Consider the following 14738-nt stretch of genomic DNA (forward strand, 5'->3'; position numbering starts at 1 on the left):
CGTCGGCGTGCGGGGCCCCCGTTCCACCGGAGAGATGGTCCGGGGCCTCCTCGTCGCCTCTGACCGTACCTGTCTGGCCAGGTCGCGCAGGGAGCTGGCCTCTCGGGACCGGACCACGCACAGGATGCGTGTCGCCGCCCCGGGGTTGAGTACGCCGGGGACCAGTGCGCTCAAGACCGTTCGGGGCGTGCGGCTGAATGAGACCACCCCTGTTCAGTCTTGAGGAACGGTGTGGTGCACGATGCTCCGGGTACCCCTTGTTCGCACCGTTGGAGGAACCCATGTCCGCGGCACCCAAGCCCGAGATCCTCGCCGCCTTCGAGGCCGCGAAGGGGTTCATGCCGAGCGGTGAGGGACTCGCGCTCCACGCGGCCGCCGTCGAGGCCGGACGGCTCGGGCTGCCGCTCCTGGAGGTCGGCACCTACTGCGGCCGTTCCACGATCCTGCTCGCCGACGCGGCCCGCGAGGCCGGGGTGACCGCGATCACGGTCGATCACCACCGGGGCAGTGAGGAGCAGCAGCCGGGCTGGGAGTACCACGACCCGTCCACGGTCGACCCGGAGATCGGCCTGATGGACACGCTCCCCACCTTCCGCCGCACCCTTCACCGGGCGGGTCTGGAGGACCACGTGGTCGCGCTGGTCGGCCGTTCGCCGCAGATCGCCGCCTTCTGGGGCACCCCCCTCGGCCTCGTCTTCATCGACGGAGGTCACACCGACGAGCACGCGAGCGGCGACTACGAGGGCTGGGCGCCCCATGTGGCCGAGGGCGGCCTCCTGGTCATCCACGACGTGTTCCCGGACCCCGTCGACGAGTTCACCGGCCAGGCCCCCTACCGCGTCTACCTCCGGGCCCTGGAATCGGGCGCGTTCACCGAGATCGCGGTGACCGACTCGCTGCGCGTCCTGCGGCGAACCGGACCGGGGATCTAGGGCCTGGGTCCAGGGCCGGCTCGGAGGTCCAGGGCCGGCTCGGAGGTTCAGGGGCGGTCGGACGTCCGGCGCAGGATCAGGCAGACGAAGCCCCAGGCGTCACGGTAGACACGCAGCCATTCGGAACGGCGGGCGGTGGCCGTCGTGAGCAGGTGCGGGCTGTCCGGATCGGCAGGGTGGTCCAGAGCCCATGAGGCCAGTGACCCCCAGCAGGCCCATTCGTAGTCGTCCAGCTCACGGCGTGTGCTGACATGCCCGTCGACAGGGGTCCACCCGTCGGCGACGACGCGGTCCACGGTGGTCGCGAGGTCGGCGAGGTCCCCGAACATCTCGACGGCCTCCTGGGACGGGGCACGGTCCCAGAACCCCTCACCGATGAGCACCCGTCCGCCGGGAGCCAGGTGGCTCCGCGCTGCGGCGAGGGTGGGGAGCAGACCGCCGAAGGCGTGCGTGGCCCCGACGCTGAGCACCAGGTCGAACGGCCGCGCGGACACGAAGTCCTCGGCCTTCTCGTGGTGGAGGACGAGGCGCTCCTGGACGCCGAGTTCGATCGCCCCGAGGCGGGCTTGTTCCAGGGCGTCCTCGGAGAGGTCCACGCCCTCGGCGTACAGGTGGGGGTTCGCGGCCAGGGCCCGCAGGAGCCACTCCCCGCCGCCGCAGCCGAGGTCGAGCACACGCTCGTCGCCACGCGGAACGCCGCGTCGCAACAGCCGGCGCACCGAGTCGTCGTCGACCGGAGCCTTTATCGGGTGCTCGGTGTGGGCGATCCTGGAGATCTGTTCACGGTTCACCGGCGCAGCCTGTCAACTGCGAGGGGGCGCGCGCACCTCGTTTTCGTCCTGTCCCGGATCCCTCCGGCACGACTGCCGCCCCACATGACCCGTGTCTCACAAACCGGGTGCGCGTGATGCGCTTCGATGCCTCTGACCTGGGATTTCAACTTCCGGTGATTCCCGATGTGCGCTGTGGACAGCCGGTAGGGTGACTGACGTGTCGTACGTAGGCCCAGACTTCGAACCGCCCCAGCCTCGCCGTTCCCGGCGCGGACCGCTCACCGTCGCGCTCGCCGCGCTCGTGCCCGGCGCGCTGGCCGGCTGGCTGGTGTGGCAGGCCGTGGGAGACCACGAGGGGGGCGGGTCCGGCCGGACCGTCTCCGCGTCGTCCCCCACGCCCGGCTCCGCCACCCCCTCCCGCCCGCGTCCGTCCGCCTCGGCGACGGACGACACCAAGCCGGGTACGCCGTCGGCCCCGGCGTCCTCCTCCTCGGCGCCCGCCGCCTCCGGATCCGGCTCGCTCAAGGGCAAGGTCATCGTCATCGACCCGGGGCACAACCCGAACAACTTCCAGCACGCGTCCGAGATCAACCGCAAGGTGAACATCGGAACGAACTGGAAGGAGTGCGACACGACCGGCACGTCGACCAACGCGGGTTACACGGAAGCCCGGTTCACGCTCGACGTCGCGCACCGGATGCAGGCCATCCTCGAGAAGCAGGGCGCCACGGTGAAGTTGACGCAGGACGGCGACCGCTCCTTCGGCCCCTGCATCGACGAGCGGGCCCGTGTCGGCAACGCGGCGCACGCGGACGCGGTCGTCTCCATCCACGCCGACGGATCGGCGGCCGGCAACCGCGGCTTCCATGTGATCCTCCCGGCGTCGGTGCACGCGGGCGCCGCCGACACCCGCCCGATCGTGGCCGCCTCCCGCGACCTCGGCGAGCACATCGCGGGTCTGTTCGTCCGCGAGACGGGCAGCGCGCCCTCCAACTACGTCGGTGACGGCACCGGACTGGTGGTCCGTAAGGATCTCGGCGGTCTCAATCTGTCAACGGTTCCGAAGGTGTTCATCGAGTGCGGCAACATGCGCGATACGAAGGACGCTGCGCTGCTCACCAGTGGCGCCTGGCGTGAGAAAGCGGCACGGGGGATCTCTGAAGGAATCGTTGGTTTCCTGCACGGGTAGTGATCTACGGAAACAACCCGGCGACACCCTGATCGTCCGGGCGATAGTGTCGTCCGTACGATAAAGGGCCATCCCCCGCGCTTCACACCGAGTTCCGACGGCGGCACCATGTCGGCGACACGGTGCACAGCGATGCCTCACCGATGACGAGACGACTGACGAAGGACCTGAAGTGAATATCCGCTCCCTCACTCGAGGCGACGGCGTGGTGATCGGAGCAGCGGTGTTGCTCTTCATCGCGTCGTTCCTCAAGCTCTACTCCTATTCCGGGTTCAACCTGGACGTGAACGCCTGGGACAACCTCGGCGAAGGCCTCGGCATCTACATGGGCGGGGTCATCGGCGCCGCGCTGATCGTCGTCAACCGCTGCCTGCCGCAGCCGCGCAAGGTTCTCGGGCTCGACCTGGGCACGGTCGGCGTGGCGTTCACGATCCTCGTCGCGTGGACCCAGTTCTGGTCGCTCGTGGACGTCGGGGACAACGCCAGCGCCGCAGCCGGTCTCATCCTCGGCTTCATCGCGGCCCTCGCCCTGGCCGGCGCGGCCGTCGCGACCCCGCTCGTTCCCGCGCTCCAGGCCGCCCTCATGGGTGCCCCGACCCCGCACGCCCCGGGGCCCTACGGCGGTCAGCCGCAGGGTGGTTACGGCTACCCGGGCGCCTCGCAGCCCGGTCAGCCCGGCCAGCAGCCCTTCGGTGCCCAGCCCTCGCAGCCCGCGCCGTCGTTCGGCGGACAGCCGGGCCAGCCGTCGGTGCCGCAGACGCAGGCCCCGGCCCAGGACTTCTCGCCGTTCTGGTTCGCCGTCCCGGTCGCGCGGCCGCTGTTCTCGGAGGACGGCGCGCAGACGCCGATCGCCGAACTGGCGCCGGGCACCTGGTACCTGGCCGTCGAGCAGCGCGGTGCGACCATCGTGGCGCAGACGCAGGACGGTCGTCGTGGTGTGCTCCAGGACAGCTCGGGCATCCAGCGCGGCTGATCCGCCCATCGCTCGCGCGACGGCCCCTCGCCCTTTCCGGCGGGGGGCCGTTGTCGTACAGTCGCAGCACCCCACGTAACTGACGGATCGTCAGACCACTGGTTCTGGAGGCGGCATGCGACTCGGTCTCGCGCTCGGCTACTGGGGTCGCGGCCCTTCGGCGGACCATGTCCCGCTCGCCGTCGAGGCGGAGCGGCTCGGCTACCACTCGGTGTGGACCGCGGAGTCCTGGGGCTCGGACGCGTTCACCCCGCTCACCTGGATCGCCGCGCGGACCACGCGCATCCGACTCGGCACGGCCGTCGCCCAGATGGCCGCCCGCTCCCCCACCACCACCGCGATGCACGCGCTCACCCTCGACCATCTGTCGGGCGGGCGCATGATGCTCGGCCTCGGTCTGTCGGGGCCCCAGGTCGTCGAGGGCTGGTACGGAAGGCCGTTCCCGAAGTCGCCGCTGACCGCGACCCGGGAGTACGTCGACGTCGTTCGCCAGGTCCTCAGACGCGAGGGGCCGGTCGAGCTGGACGGCCGCTTCCACTCCCACCCCTACCGGGGTTCCGACGGCACGGGACTCGGCAAGGCGCTGAAGCCGATCACCCATCCGCTGCGGGCCGAACTGCCGATCCTGCTGGGCGCCGAGGGGCCGAAGAACATCGCGCAGACGACCCGGATCGCGGACGGCTGGCTGCCGCTGTACTGGTCACCGACGCGCCCTCAGGCGTACGAGGCCTCGCTCGCCGGCCTGCCGGAGGGCTTCCTGGTCGCGCCGATGGCCCGCGCCCAGGTCTGTGACGACGTGGCCGAAGGGCTGCTGCCGGTCAAGGTGATGCTCGGCTTCTACATCGGCGGGATGGGGCACGCGGCCCGCAACTTCCACGCCGATCTGATGGCCCGCATGGGCTTCGAGGAGGAGGCCCGCAGGATCCAGCGGCTGTTCCTGGAAGGGCGCCGGGAGGAGGCCGTACGGGCGGTCCCGGACGCCTTCGCGGACGAGATCTCGCTCGTCGGACCGCGTGAACGCATCGCCGAGCGCCTGGAGTCGTGGCGCAAGGGCCCGGTGACCGACCTGCTGGTCCTGTCCCCGGACCCCCGCACCCTGCGCGTGCTGGCCGAACTGAACTCCTAGGAGCAACTGGGCCGTCGACGCAAGGACGGACCTAGCCGCCGCTGAGCTGGGACGCCGACGGCACCTTGTTCTTGACCTCGGCGCCCGCGCTCTTCCCGGCCGCCTTCACCTGGTTGATGACGTCGTCGAAGGAGTGCACGACGGAGTCCGTGGAGTCGCCCTTGCGCAGTTTGGCGGGCAGGCCCTTGAGCGCGGCGATCCCCGCGGCGAGCGGGGCGACCGCCTTGGACAGCGCGGGGTCGCCCTTGGCGTTCTTCGAGGCGGCCTTGAGCCGGTTGTACGCGAAGACGCCGGCGAGTCCGGCCTTGACCAGGGCGAGCCTGCGGCCCTTGGCGCCCTTCTTGAACTTGCCCGCCTTCCAGGGCTTGACGATCCACTGGTAGGTGGCGCCGGCCGCGAGCCCCGCGTTCGCCACGAAGCGGGTCTTGGCGAACTTCTGTTTCTGGGCCGACGTGGTCGGCGTGGGAGTGGCGGCCATCTGCGCGACGGCGGCGGTGTCCTGGCCGGACCCTCCGCCGCCACAGGCCGTGGCACCGCCGATCAGGACGCAGGAGAGGGTCAGCGCCACGATCAGGCGCCGTATCGGTACGGGCACGGAATCCTCCGGATGAGGGGAGATCTCTCCCCGGTCCGCCGGTGCCCGCCCCGCGCGGGCGGACACGGCTTCTCCACGGGCTGCCGCTTCCCGCCCCGCGCGGGGCGGGCACGGCTCTCCCCGGCAGCCTCACCCGGGCCCGGCGGCCGTGCCACCCGGCGGGACCCGTTCGGGGCCGGCCGTGCACGCGGCGGGACCCGTTCGGGTTTCATCCGGGACCGACGGGCAATCCGCTGTCCATGTCCCCTAGATATCGCAACGGCTCGAATCAGGCGGGGACGGTCATCGCGATCGTCGCGGACGTCATGGCCGTCATCCTCGGTCTCTGGATCCTGATGTATCTGCTCGACGCCAACCGTGGCAACGACCTCGTGCAGTTCGTCCACAGCACCGCGAGCTGGCTGGCCGGCTGGTCGCGTGACCTGTTCACCTTCAACAAGGCGTGGGCGCGCGTCGTCGCCGGCTACGGCCTCGCCGCCGTCGTCTACCTGTTCATCGGCCATGCGGTGGCCAACCGCATGCACCGCCACTGACCGGCACCGGCGGCCGGGAGCGCACAGCGGGTCCGCGGTCCGCGGACGGTCCCGGCGGCCGGGACCGTCCGGACCTTCAGCGGGCCGGCGTGCAGCAGTCGGGGTCCAGGCCGACGGGCAGCCGCTCGCCGCCGAAGACCGCGCAGGTGGGCTCGTCGCCGCCCAGCGCGGCGACCGCCAGCAACAGGGAGCCCGCCGTCCACGAGGTGAGCTCCTCGGGCCACACGGCCCGGTCCTCGAAGACATAGCCCGTCCAGTACAGACCGGACTTCGGATCACGCAGGTGCTGGATGGACTGGAGAATCTCCAGAGCGCGGTCCGACTCGCCCACCGCCCACAGCGCCAGGGCGAGTTCGGCCGACTCGCCGCCGGTCACCCACGGGTTGGGCACCACGCAGCGCACCCCGAGACCGGGCACCACGAAGCGGTCCCAGCCCTCCTCTATGCGGGACTTGGCCTCGGCGTTTGTCAACGCGCCCCCGAGCACCGGGTAGTACCAGTCCATGGAGTAGCGGTCCTTGTCGAGGAACCGCTCCGGGTGGAACCGGATGGCGTGCCGCAGCGCGCCGACCGCCAGCTCCCAGTCGGGCTGCGGCTCCTCACGCTGCTCGGCGATGGCGAGCGCGCAGCGCAGCGCGTGGTGGACCGAGGAGCTCCCGGTCAGCAGCGCGTCGTCGACCGCCCGTCCGTCGTCCTCGCGCTTCCAGCCGATCTGTCCGCCGGGCTGCTGGAGCCGCAGCACGAACTCCATGGCCGCGTAGACCGCGGGCCACATGCGGTCCAGGAACACGTCGTCGCCGGTCGCGAGGTAGTGGTGCCAGACGCCGACCGCGACGTACGCGCAGAAGTTGGTCTCCCGGCCGCGGTCGGTGACGTCCTCGAAGTCCCCGTCCGCGTAGGCCGCGTACCAGGAACCGTCCTCGTTCTGATGCCGCGCCAGCCACTCGTAGGCCCGCTCGGCCGCCTCGTGCTCGCCGGCCGCGTCGAGCGCCATGGCGGCCTCGGTGTGGTCCCACGGGTCGAGGTGGTGGCCGCGGAACCACGGGATGGCTCCGTCGGGGCGCTGCACCGCGAGGATCCCGCGCACGGTGGCGCCGGCCTCCTCCGCGGTGAGGACCCCGGGCAGGACGAGGTGTTCTGTCCGCCGGGGAGTGGTCACGTGGCGTCCGCCTCGGATGCGGTGTTCGCGGAGCCGGCCTCACCGGCGAGCTTCGGCAGGTGCGGCTTGGTCGCGTACGCCACGAAGCTCTTGCCGATCAGCGGGTTCAGCGCCTGCTCGACGACCCGGGTGGCCAGCGGCTTCTTCATGATGTCCCAGACCAGCAGCTTGTGGTACGCCCGCACGGGCAGCGCCTTGTCGTTGTCGACACCGAAGGCGCACTTCAGCCACCAGTACGGCGAGTGCAGCGCGTGCGCGTGGTGCGAGCCGTAGGGCCGCAGGCCGGCCCCGCGGATCTTCGCGAGCAGTTCGTCCGCCTTGTAGATGCGGATGTGGCCGCCCTCGACCTCGTGGTAGGCGTCGGAGAGCGCCCAGCAGACCTTCTCCGGGCCGTAGCGCGGCACGGTGATGGCGATGCGCCCGCCCGGCTTGAGCACGCGGACCATCTCGGCGAGGACGCCCTTGTCGTCCGGGATGTGCTCCATGACCTCGGAGATGATCACGACGTCGAAGGACTCGTCGGGGAAGGGCAGCGCGAGCGCGTCGCCCTCCATGGCCGTCGCGGTGGCCCCCGCGGGTGCCTCCCCGGCCTCCTTCATCGCCGCGAACCACTTCGCGACCTCGCGGATCTCGTCGGCGTTCTGGTCCAGCGCCACGACCTGCGCTCCGCGCCGGTAGCACTCGAACGCGTGCCGGCCGGCACCGCATCCGAGGTCCAGGACGCGATCGCCGGGGGCGAGCGGGAACCGGGAGAAGTCGACGGTCAGCACGTGGCCCTGCTTTCGCGGTTGGCTACAACTAGTTCTTCGGCGGCGGGAGGGGCTTCCGCCGCCTCGGCGCGGTCGGCTCCCGGGGTCGCCGGGGAGCCGGCGTCCGGCGCGCCGCCGCGCCCGTCGGTGCCCGCGCGCGGGCGGAGCCGGGACGCGGAGAGGGCCATCGCCGCACGGTAGTGGGCCACGGTGCCTTCGGCCGCCTTGGCCCAGGTGAAGCGGGCGAGGACGCGCTCGCGCCCGGCGGAGCCGAGCCGTGCCCGCAGCGCGGGGTCGCCGAGGAGCCGGCCGAGGGCCGCCGCCAGCGCTCCCGGGTCGCCCGGCGGGACCGCGAGGCAGGTCTCGCCGTCGGGGCCGGCGACCTCCGGGATCGCTCCGCCGGTGGTGGCCACCAGCGGGGTCCCGGTGGCCATCGCCTCGGCGGCGGGCAGCGAGAAGCCCTCGTACAGCGAGGGGACACAGGCGACCTCGGCCGAGCGGACGAGGTCGACCAACTCGGCGTCGGAGATGCCCTTGACGAACTCGACGGCGCCGTCGAGGCCGTACCGCTCGATGGCCTGGGCGACCGGCCCGTCCTCGGCACGCCTGCCGACGACGACGAGGTGCGCGCCCGGGTGTTCCGTCCGCACCTTCGCGAGCGCCTCGACGAGGAACACCAGGCCCTTGAGCGGCACGTCGGCGCTGGAGGTGGTGACGATGCGGCCCGGCACCTGGGGCACGGACGGATCCGGCGAGAAGAGGTCGGTGTCCGCGCCGATGTGGACGACGTGGATGCGGTCCCGCTCGACCCGCAGGTGGTCGACGATCTCCTGGCGGGAGGTGCCGGAGACGGTGAGGACGGACGGCAGGCGGCGCGCGACGCGCTTCTGCATGCGGGTGAAGGCGTACCAGCGGCGGACCGAGGCGCGGCGCTGCCAGCCCTCGGCGGCGTCCAGCTCCAGCTGCCGGTCGACGGTGATGGGGTGGTGGATGGTGGTCACCAGCGGGGCGCCGACGTCCCCGAGGAGGCCGTAGCCGAGGGTCTGGTTGTCGTGGACGACGTCGAACTCGCCGCGGCGGGCGCGCAGATGGCGGCGGGCGCGCAGCGAGAAGGTCAGCGGCTCGGGGAAGCCGCCGGTCCACATGGTGCCGACCTCGAGGGCGTCGATCCAGTCCCGGTACTCGTCGCGCGCGGGGGTGCGGAAGGGGTCGGGCTGGCGGTAGAGGTCGAGGCTGGGCAGCTCGGTGAGGCTCAGCCCGTCGAGTCCCTCTCCCTCGTCGAGCACGGGGTAGGGCTGGGACCCGATGACCTCGACGCGGTGGCCGAGGCGGGCGAGTTCGCGCGAGAGGTGCCGTACGTAGACACCCTGGCCGCCGCAGAACGGGTTTCCCTTGTAGGTGAGGAGCGCGATGCGCAGGGGTCGCTCCCCGTCGGCTGCCGCGCCCTTCCCGGGGTCCGCCTCCATGGCCTCAGCGGTCACTTCCGGTCCCCTTCTCCCTGCACTTTCCCGCGAGATTACGCCGGGACGCTAATCTAGAACAAGTTTCAGACTTGATCGTTCACGGAGCACTGAATCTACCGGCAGGTAGCGCCGCTGTAAGCGGTGGATCAGGTGATTCACGCCACGACCGGGCGGCGGAATCAACTGATCCGCTCGGTGGTGCCGCCCTTGTCGTACCGGCTCGTCGCTCCCTCTCGCTGATGTCACGGAACGGACCCATGCCTGCGGAAGCCAAGGCCGACTCGAAGAACGCGCGACCGGCGCCGGGGGCCGGCACGCCCGCCGTGCCGTCCGGCACCGCGCACACCCGGCCGCACTCCATCTCGCACCCCGCCTCTCCCCCGCTCACCGAACGGCAGGAGGCGCGCCGCCGCCGGATCCTGCACGCGAGCGCGCAGCTGGCCAGCCGGGGCGGCTTCGACGCCGTGCAGATGCGTGAGGTCGCGGAGTCCTCGCAGGTGGCTCTCGGCACCTTGTACCGCTACTTCCCCTCGAAGGTGCATCTGCTGGTCGCCACGATGCAGGACCAGCTGGAACACATGCACGGGACGCTGCGCAAGAAGCCGCCGGCCGGGGACACGGCCGCGGAACGGGTGGCGGAGACGCTGATGCGGGCGTTCCGCGCCCTCCAGCGCGAGCCGCACCTGGCCGACGCGATGGTCCGCGCGCTCACCTTCGCGGACCGCAGCGTCAGCCCCGAGGTCGACCAGGTCTCGCGGCAGACCACCGTGATCATCCTGGACGCGATGGGCCTCGACGACCCGACACCGGCCCAGCTCTCCGCCGTCCGCGTCATCGAGCACACCTGGCACTCGGCCCTGATCACCTGGCTCTCCGGCCGCGCCTCGATCGCCCAGGTCAAGATAGACATCGAGACGGTCTGCCGCCTGATCGACCTGACGGACCCGGACGACCGGTAGACCCCGGGCGACCGGCAGACCCCGGACGGGCGGGAGGAGCGGGTCCGGCGGCACCGCCGCTCGTTCCGTCATCCGGCCTCCCGCTCCCCGCCGCTGTCCGGCCGTGCACAGGCGGCTCCGGGCGGCGCCCCCTCCCCGTGCCCCGCCGCGCGGACTACTCCTCCGGCGGGAACACCGGCTCGCCGCTGCCCAGCAGAGAGATCATGACGGCCTCGACCGGGCAGCCCTCGGCCGCTTCGAGGATCTTCTCGTTGGCGTCGGTCTCCTGCTCGACGGGGTGGGACTGCATGCCGGCGTCGAGGCGGAAGGCGTCCGGGGCGAGGTGGACGCACTGGGCCGAGCCGATGCAGACGGACCGGTCGACCCCGACCTGCCAGCGGTCGCCCATCCTCAGGCCTCCCAGCCGGCCGGCAGGTGGATCATCTTGTGCTCCAGGAACTCGCCGTACCCCTCGGGTCCGAACTCCCGCCCCAGGCCCGAGTTCTTGTAGCCGCCGAAGGGGCCCAGCATGTCGAGGCTGAAGGTGTTCACCGAGTAGGTGCCGGTACGGACCCGGCGGGCGATGTCGATGCCATGGGCGACGTCCGACGTCCAGACGCTGCCGCTCAGCCCGTAGTCGGAGTCGTTGGCGATCTTCACGGCCTCGGCCTCGTCGCCGTAGGGGAGCAGACAGATCACCGGGCCGAAGATCTCCTCCCGGGCGATGCGCATCGAGTTGTCGACGTCCCCGAACAGGGTGGGCTCGACGTACCAGCCGCGGTCGAGGCCCTGCGGACGCCCGCCGCCGGCCAGGATCTTGGCGCCCTCCTCCTGGCCGATGCGGATGTAGTCGAGGTTGCGCCGCTGCTGCCGCTCGGCGACCAGCGGGCCGACCTGGGTGGCCGGGTCGAGCGGATCGCCCACGACCAGCGCGTTCGCCGCCGCGGCGAAGGCGTCCGCGAACTCGTCGTAGCGCGAGCGGGGCACGAGGATGCGGGTCTGGGCCACACAGGCCTGGCCGTTGTTCATCCAGGCCGCCGAGACGATCCCGGGGACCGAGGTGCCGAGGTCCGCGTCCGGCAGCACCACCGCCGCCGACTTGCCGCCCAACTCCAGTGTCACGCGGGTGAGATGGCGGGAGGCGACCTCCATGACCCGCTTGCCGGCGGCGACCGAGCCGGTGAAGGAGACCTTGTCGATCCCGGGGTGTCCGACCAGGTACTCACTGACCTCGCGGTCGGCCGGGAGGATCGACAGGACCCCCTCGGGCAGCCCGGCCTCCTTCGCGATCTCACCCAACAGGTAAGCGTCCAGGGGCGATTCGGGCGACGGCTTCAGCACGACGGTGCAGCCGGTCAGCAGCGCGGGGGCGAGCTTGGCCGCGGCCACGAACTGCGGGACGTTCCACGGCACCACGGCCGCCACCACGCCCACCGGCTCACGGCGGACGAGGAGCTTGCCGAGGACTCCGTCGCGCTTCTCCTCGTACGGGTAGTCGCGGGCGACGGTGATCGCCGCGTCCCACACCATCATCGCGCCGAGGGCCTGCGCGAGGACGCTCCAGGAGTAGGGGGAGCCGTTCTCCGAGGAGATGACACGGGCGATCTCCTCGTGGCGCACGGCGATGGCGTCCTTGATCCGGGCCACGACCGCGATCCGCTCGTCCAGGCTCATCCGCGGCCAGGGCCCTTCGTCGAACGCCCTGCGCGCCGTCGCGACCGCCCGGTCGACGTCCGCCGCCGAGGCGTGCGGCACCCGGCCGATGACCTCCTCGGTGTGCGGCGAGATCACCTCGATGACGTCCTTGCCGAGCGGGTCGGTCAACTCCCCGCCGATGAACAGCTGTCCGTGTTCCACGAGCTCGGTCATGGCCGACTGCCTCCCAAGGACGCTCTCTGGCACCTTGTCTGACGCTCCATCAGATACGAGAACAGATACCAGTTCCCGCCACACGAGTCCACGGCACGGACACCGCCGTCCGCCCGGACGAAGCAGTCGACTCGGGCTCCCATTGGAACCCGTTCTAGTTATAGTGGCGGGAATCGGCGATGGGTGGAAGCGCATGACGCAGATGACCGATCACGGCGGGGGCGTACGGTCGATCAGGGTCCCCATCCCGGACAACCCGCTCGGCCACACGCTGGTGTACCTGGTCGACACCGACGCGGGACCCGTCCTCGTCGACACGGGCTGGGACGACCCCGCGTCCTGGGACACCCTCGTCGGGGGAATCACCGCCTGCGGGACCGCCGTCGAAGAGATCCACGGCGTGGTCATCACCCACCACCACCCCGACCACCACGGCCTGTCCGGCCGGGTCCGGGAGGAGTCCGGCGCCTGGATCGCGATGCACGCCGCCGACGCGGCGATCGTCCGGCGCACCCGGGAGACCCGGCCCGAGGGCTGGTTCGCCTACATGGCCGCCAAACTGGAGGCCTCCGGAGCCCCGGCCGAACACGTCGCCCCGCTCCGCGAGACACACAGGCCGGTCCGCCGGCCCAGCACCCTGCCCGGCTTCTCCCCCGCACTGCCCGACCGCGAGATCGTCCCCGGCGAACTCCTGCCCCTGCCCGGCCGCCGGCTGCGCGCCGTCTGGACCCCCGGCCACACCCCCGGTCACGTGTGCCTGCACCTGGAGGAGACCCACCCGGGTCGACTGCCCGGCAACGGACGCCTGTTCTCCGGCGACCATCTGCTGCCGAGGATCACCCCGCACATCGGTCTCTACGAGGACCCGGACACCCACGGACGCCCTCCCTGGGCGAACGGGATCGAGGGCCTCGGGGAGATCGCCGATCCGCTCGGCGACTACCTCGACTCCCTGGAGCGCGTCGGGCGCCTCGCCCCCGCCGAGGTGCTCCCCGCCCACCAGCACGTGTTCACCGACGCCCCGTCCCGGGTCGCGGAGCTGCTCGCGCACCACGAGGAACGGCTCACCGGCCTGCTCGCGCTGCTCTCCGCCCCGCTCACGCCCTGGCAGCTCGCCGAACGCATGGAGTGGAACCGCCCCTGGGCCGACATCCCCTACGGCTCGCGGAACATCGCGGTCTCCGAGGCCGAGGCCCACATACGCCGGCTGGTGAAGCTGGGCCGGGCGGAGGCGGTACCGGGCAGCGATCCGGTGACCTACGTGGCGGTGTGACGCCACCGCACACCACCGGCCCGTCGATCGAGCCGATCCCCGCACCGGCCCGCCGACCGGGCCGGGCCCGCACGACACCGGCCGACCCGGCCCGCCCGGCCGAGCCCGCACCACACCCGTCACCCGGCCCGCCGACGCCCGGACGCGAGCCGGTGCCCGCGCCTACGCCCGTACCCGCTCCCGCTCCCGCTCCCGCCGATCGCTCAGCCCAACAGCGTCCGTATCAACTCGTCCGCCTCACCCAGGAGTTCGACCTCCCGCGTGCTCATCGTCGGATTGGCCGCCCTGCGCGCCCCCGCCTCCACGAGCCCCGCCTCGGTCACCTGGTCCTCGTTCCCGTCGAGCAGCGCCTCCAGCGTCTCCTCGGCCACGTCCCCGATCGCCTCGCCGCCGACGGCGACCTGGGCGAGGATCACGGCGGACATGGCCCAGTCGAGACCGGGCGCCCCCTCCTCGGTGTTGGACCAGTCGATGACCTTCGGCCCGTCCGGGGTGAGCATCACGTTGTCGGGGTGCAGATCCAGGTGCAGGACGCGGACGGCGGGGTCGGCGGAGAGCCGGGCGGGCACGGCGTGCAGCTTGCGCAGCAGCCGGGCCAGGGTGAGCCCGGCCTCCTGGGCGGAGAGCAGGCCCTGGCCGAAGGCCTCCAGCATGGTCGGCCCGGACAGCCGCTCCATCACCAGGTCGCCGCGGGTCGCGGCCCGCACACCCGGCACCGGATAGCCGTGCGAGCGCACGTGCTGCATCACCGCCGCCTCGGCCGTCGCGTCACCCCAGCCGGCGCGGTCGCGCCGCAACACCCACGCCTCGTCCACCTCGTAGACATCCGCCGAACGCCCCGAGCCGAGCAGTCTCCCCGTACGCATGACCCGAACCTAGCGGATGTCGCCCAGGTCACTCCCGGCCCGTGTCCCGGGCAACACCCGGCGGAATCCGGGCGGCCGGTAGAGTGTGCGCGTCGTCATCACACCCTTACGAGGAGAAGCCGGTGCGAATCCGGCGCTGACCCGCAACCGTGAGCCGCTTCGGCGGTGAGCCGGATCGCCTCGCACGGGACGTGACCGGCTCGTGCCCTCGGCAGCCCGCCGACGGCCGGCACCGTCGAGGGATACGGAGCCGGAGCCGCCCGGATGCCTGAGCGTGCCCGGTGCTGCCCGGCTCCCCGC

Annotated in this window: 15 protein-coding genes and 1 riboswitch; of the genes, 7 read left to right on the plus strand and 8 right to left on the minus strand. The window is 71.9% G+C overall.

Annotation, left to right across the window (positions count from 1 at the left end; translation table 11 throughout):
- Positions 1–281: 281 nt before the first annotated feature.
- A complete protein-coding gene (locus ACH4S8_RS20355) occupies positions 282–932 on the plus strand; it encodes a class I SAM-dependent methyltransferase (protein WP_398395822.1) in 651 nt (216 codons plus the stop codon).
- Between the two features lie 47 nt (positions 933–979).
- Here ACH4S8_RS20355 and ACH4S8_RS20360 read toward each other — a convergent pair whose 3' ends face one another.
- Positions 980–1723: an SAM-dependent methyltransferase gene (locus tag ACH4S8_RS20360; RefSeq protein ID WP_398395824.1), complete on the minus strand. Its 744-nt coding sequence runs from the start codon at positions 1721–1723 to the stop codon at positions 980–982.
- A 199-nt stretch (positions 1724–1922) separates the two neighbouring features.
- Between ACH4S8_RS20360 and ACH4S8_RS20365 the strand changes: the two genes are divergently transcribed.
- From ACH4S8_RS20365 to ACH4S8_RS20375, 3 genes are all read left to right on the plus strand, one after another.
- Positions 1923–2894 carry an N-acetylmuramoyl-L-alanine amidase gene (locus tag ACH4S8_RS20365; protein ID WP_398395826.1) on the plus strand — a complete coding sequence of 324 codons (972 nt, stop codon included), beginning with the start codon at positions 1923–1925 and terminating at the stop codon, positions 2892–2894.
- A 172-nt stretch (positions 2895–3066) separates the two neighbouring features.
- Positions 3067–3867, plus strand: a complete 801-nt coding sequence (locus ACH4S8_RS20370) for a hypothetical protein (protein ID WP_398395828.1) — start codon at positions 3067–3069, stop codon at positions 3865–3867.
- A gap of 115 nt (positions 3868–3982) precedes the next feature.
- Positions 3983–4993 (plus strand): LLM class F420-dependent oxidoreductase, encoded by a 1011-nt coding sequence (locus tag ACH4S8_RS20375; protein WP_398395830.1) that lies wholly within the window; start codon positions 3983–3985, stop codon positions 4991–4993.
- 31 nt (positions 4994–5024) lie between these two features.
- Here the strand turns inward: ACH4S8_RS20375 and ACH4S8_RS20380 are convergent, their stop codons facing one another.
- Positions 5025–5588: a hypothetical protein gene (locus ACH4S8_RS20380; RefSeq protein ID WP_398395832.1), complete on the minus strand. Its 564-nt coding sequence runs from the start codon at positions 5586–5588 to the stop codon at positions 5025–5027.
- A gap of 239 nt (positions 5589–5827) precedes the next feature.
- Here ACH4S8_RS20380 and ACH4S8_RS20385 point away from each other — a divergent pair, with 239 nt between their 5' ends.
- Positions 5828–6121: a hypothetical protein gene (locus ACH4S8_RS20385; protein WP_398395834.1), complete on the plus strand. Its 294-nt coding sequence runs from the start codon at positions 5828–5830 to the stop codon at positions 6119–6121.
- Between the two features lie 76 nt (positions 6122–6197).
- Here the strand turns inward: ACH4S8_RS20385 and ACH4S8_RS20390 are convergent, their stop codons facing one another.
- From ACH4S8_RS20390 to ACH4S8_RS20400, 3 genes are read right to left on the minus strand one after another with little or no spacing between them, the layout of a single operon-like run.
- The gene (locus tag ACH4S8_RS20390; RefSeq protein WP_398395836.1) at positions 6198–7280 is read right to left on the minus strand and encodes a prenyltransferase/squalene oxidase repeat-containing protein; all 1083 of its coding nucleotides are present in this window, start codon (positions 7278–7280) and stop codon (positions 6198–6200) included.
- A complete protein-coding gene (locus ACH4S8_RS20395) occupies positions 7277–8050 on the minus strand; it encodes a class I SAM-dependent methyltransferase (protein ID WP_398395838.1) in 774 nt (257 codons plus the stop codon). Before ACH4S8_RS20395 ends, ACH4S8_RS20390 begins: the two co-directional genes overlap by 4 nt.
- Complete coding sequence (locus ACH4S8_RS20400) at positions 8044–9510, minus strand: glycosyltransferase family 4 protein (protein WP_398395840.1); 1467 nt, start codon at positions 9508–9510, stop codon at positions 8044–8046. Before ACH4S8_RS20400 ends, ACH4S8_RS20395 begins: the two co-directional genes overlap by 7 nt.
- Positions 9511–9749: 239 nt before the next feature.
- On the opposite strand from ACH4S8_RS20400, the gene ACH4S8_RS20405 reads away from it, so the two are divergent.
- On the plus strand, positions 9750–10451 hold the full coding sequence (locus ACH4S8_RS20405; RefSeq protein WP_398395842.1) for a TetR family transcriptional regulator: 702 nt from the start codon (positions 9750–9752) through the stop codon (positions 10449–10451).
- A gap of 154 nt (positions 10452–10605) precedes the next feature.
- Here ACH4S8_RS20405 and ACH4S8_RS20410 read toward each other — a convergent pair whose 3' ends face one another.
- The gene (locus ACH4S8_RS20410) at positions 10606–10839 is read right to left on the minus strand and encodes a ferredoxin (protein ID WP_398395844.1); all 234 of its coding nucleotides are present in this window, start codon (positions 10837–10839) and stop codon (positions 10606–10608) included.
- Between the two features lie 2 nt (positions 10840–10841).
- Positions 10842–12299, minus strand: coding sequence for an aldehyde dehydrogenase (locus tag ACH4S8_RS20415; RefSeq protein WP_398395846.1), 1458 nt, complete (start codon positions 12297–12299; stop codon positions 10842–10844).
- 193 nt (positions 12300–12492) lie between these two features.
- Here ACH4S8_RS20415 and ACH4S8_RS20420 point away from each other — a divergent pair, with 193 nt between their 5' ends.
- Positions 12493–13572, plus strand: a complete 1080-nt coding sequence (locus tag ACH4S8_RS20420; protein ID WP_398395848.1) for an MBL fold metallo-hydrolase — start codon at positions 12493–12495, stop codon at positions 13570–13572.
- 203 nt (positions 13573–13775) lie between these two features.
- Here the strand turns inward: ACH4S8_RS20420 and ACH4S8_RS20425 are convergent, their stop codons facing one another.
- On the minus strand, positions 13776–14438 hold the full coding sequence (locus tag ACH4S8_RS20425; protein ID WP_398395850.1) for a phosphotransferase: 663 nt from the start codon (positions 14436–14438) through the stop codon (positions 13776–13778).
- 113 nt (positions 14439–14551) lie between these two features.
- A riboswitch (cobalamin riboswitch) is annotated at positions 14552–14615 on the plus strand.
- Positions 14616–14738: the final 123 nt, after the last annotated feature.

The organism is Streptomyces sp. NPDC021080 (genome assembly GCF_044333225.1).
Taxonomy (GTDB): domain Bacteria; phylum Actinomycetota; class Actinomycetes; order Streptomycetales; family Streptomycetaceae; genus Streptomyces.

Excerpts from the sequence above, each read along its gene's own strand:
- ACH4S8_RS20355 (WP_398395822.1), top strand. The coding sequence starts at position 282 with ATGTCCGCGGCACCCAAGCCCGAGATCCTCGCCGCCTTCGAGGCCGCG.
- ACH4S8_RS20375 (WP_398395830.1), top strand. The coding sequence starts at position 3,983 with ATGCGACTCGGTCTCGCGCTCGGCTACTGGGGTCGCGGCCCTTCGGCG.
- ACH4S8_RS20385 (WP_398395834.1), top strand. The coding sequence starts at position 5,828 with ATGTCCCCTAGATATCGCAACGGCTCGAATCAGGCGGGGACGGTCATC.
- ACH4S8_RS20405 (WP_398395842.1), top strand. The coding sequence starts at position 9,750 with ATGCCTGCGGAAGCCAAGGCCGACTCGAAGAACGCGCGACCGGCGCCG.
- ACH4S8_RS20410 (WP_398395844.1), bottom strand. The coding sequence starts at position 10,839 with ATGGGCGACCGCTGGCAGGTCGGGGTCGACCGGTCCGTCTGCATCGGC.
- ACH4S8_RS20415 (WP_398395846.1), bottom strand. The coding sequence starts at position 12,299 with ATGACCGAGCTCGTGGAACACGGACAGCTGTTCATCGGCGGGGAGTTG.
- ACH4S8_RS20420 (WP_398395848.1), top strand. The coding sequence starts at position 12,493 with ATGACGCAGATGACCGATCACGGCGGGGGCGTACGGTCGATCAGGGTC.
- ACH4S8_RS20425 (WP_398395850.1), bottom strand. The coding sequence starts at position 14,438 with ATGCGTACGGGGAGACTGCTCGGCTCGGGGCGTTCGGCGGATGTCTAC.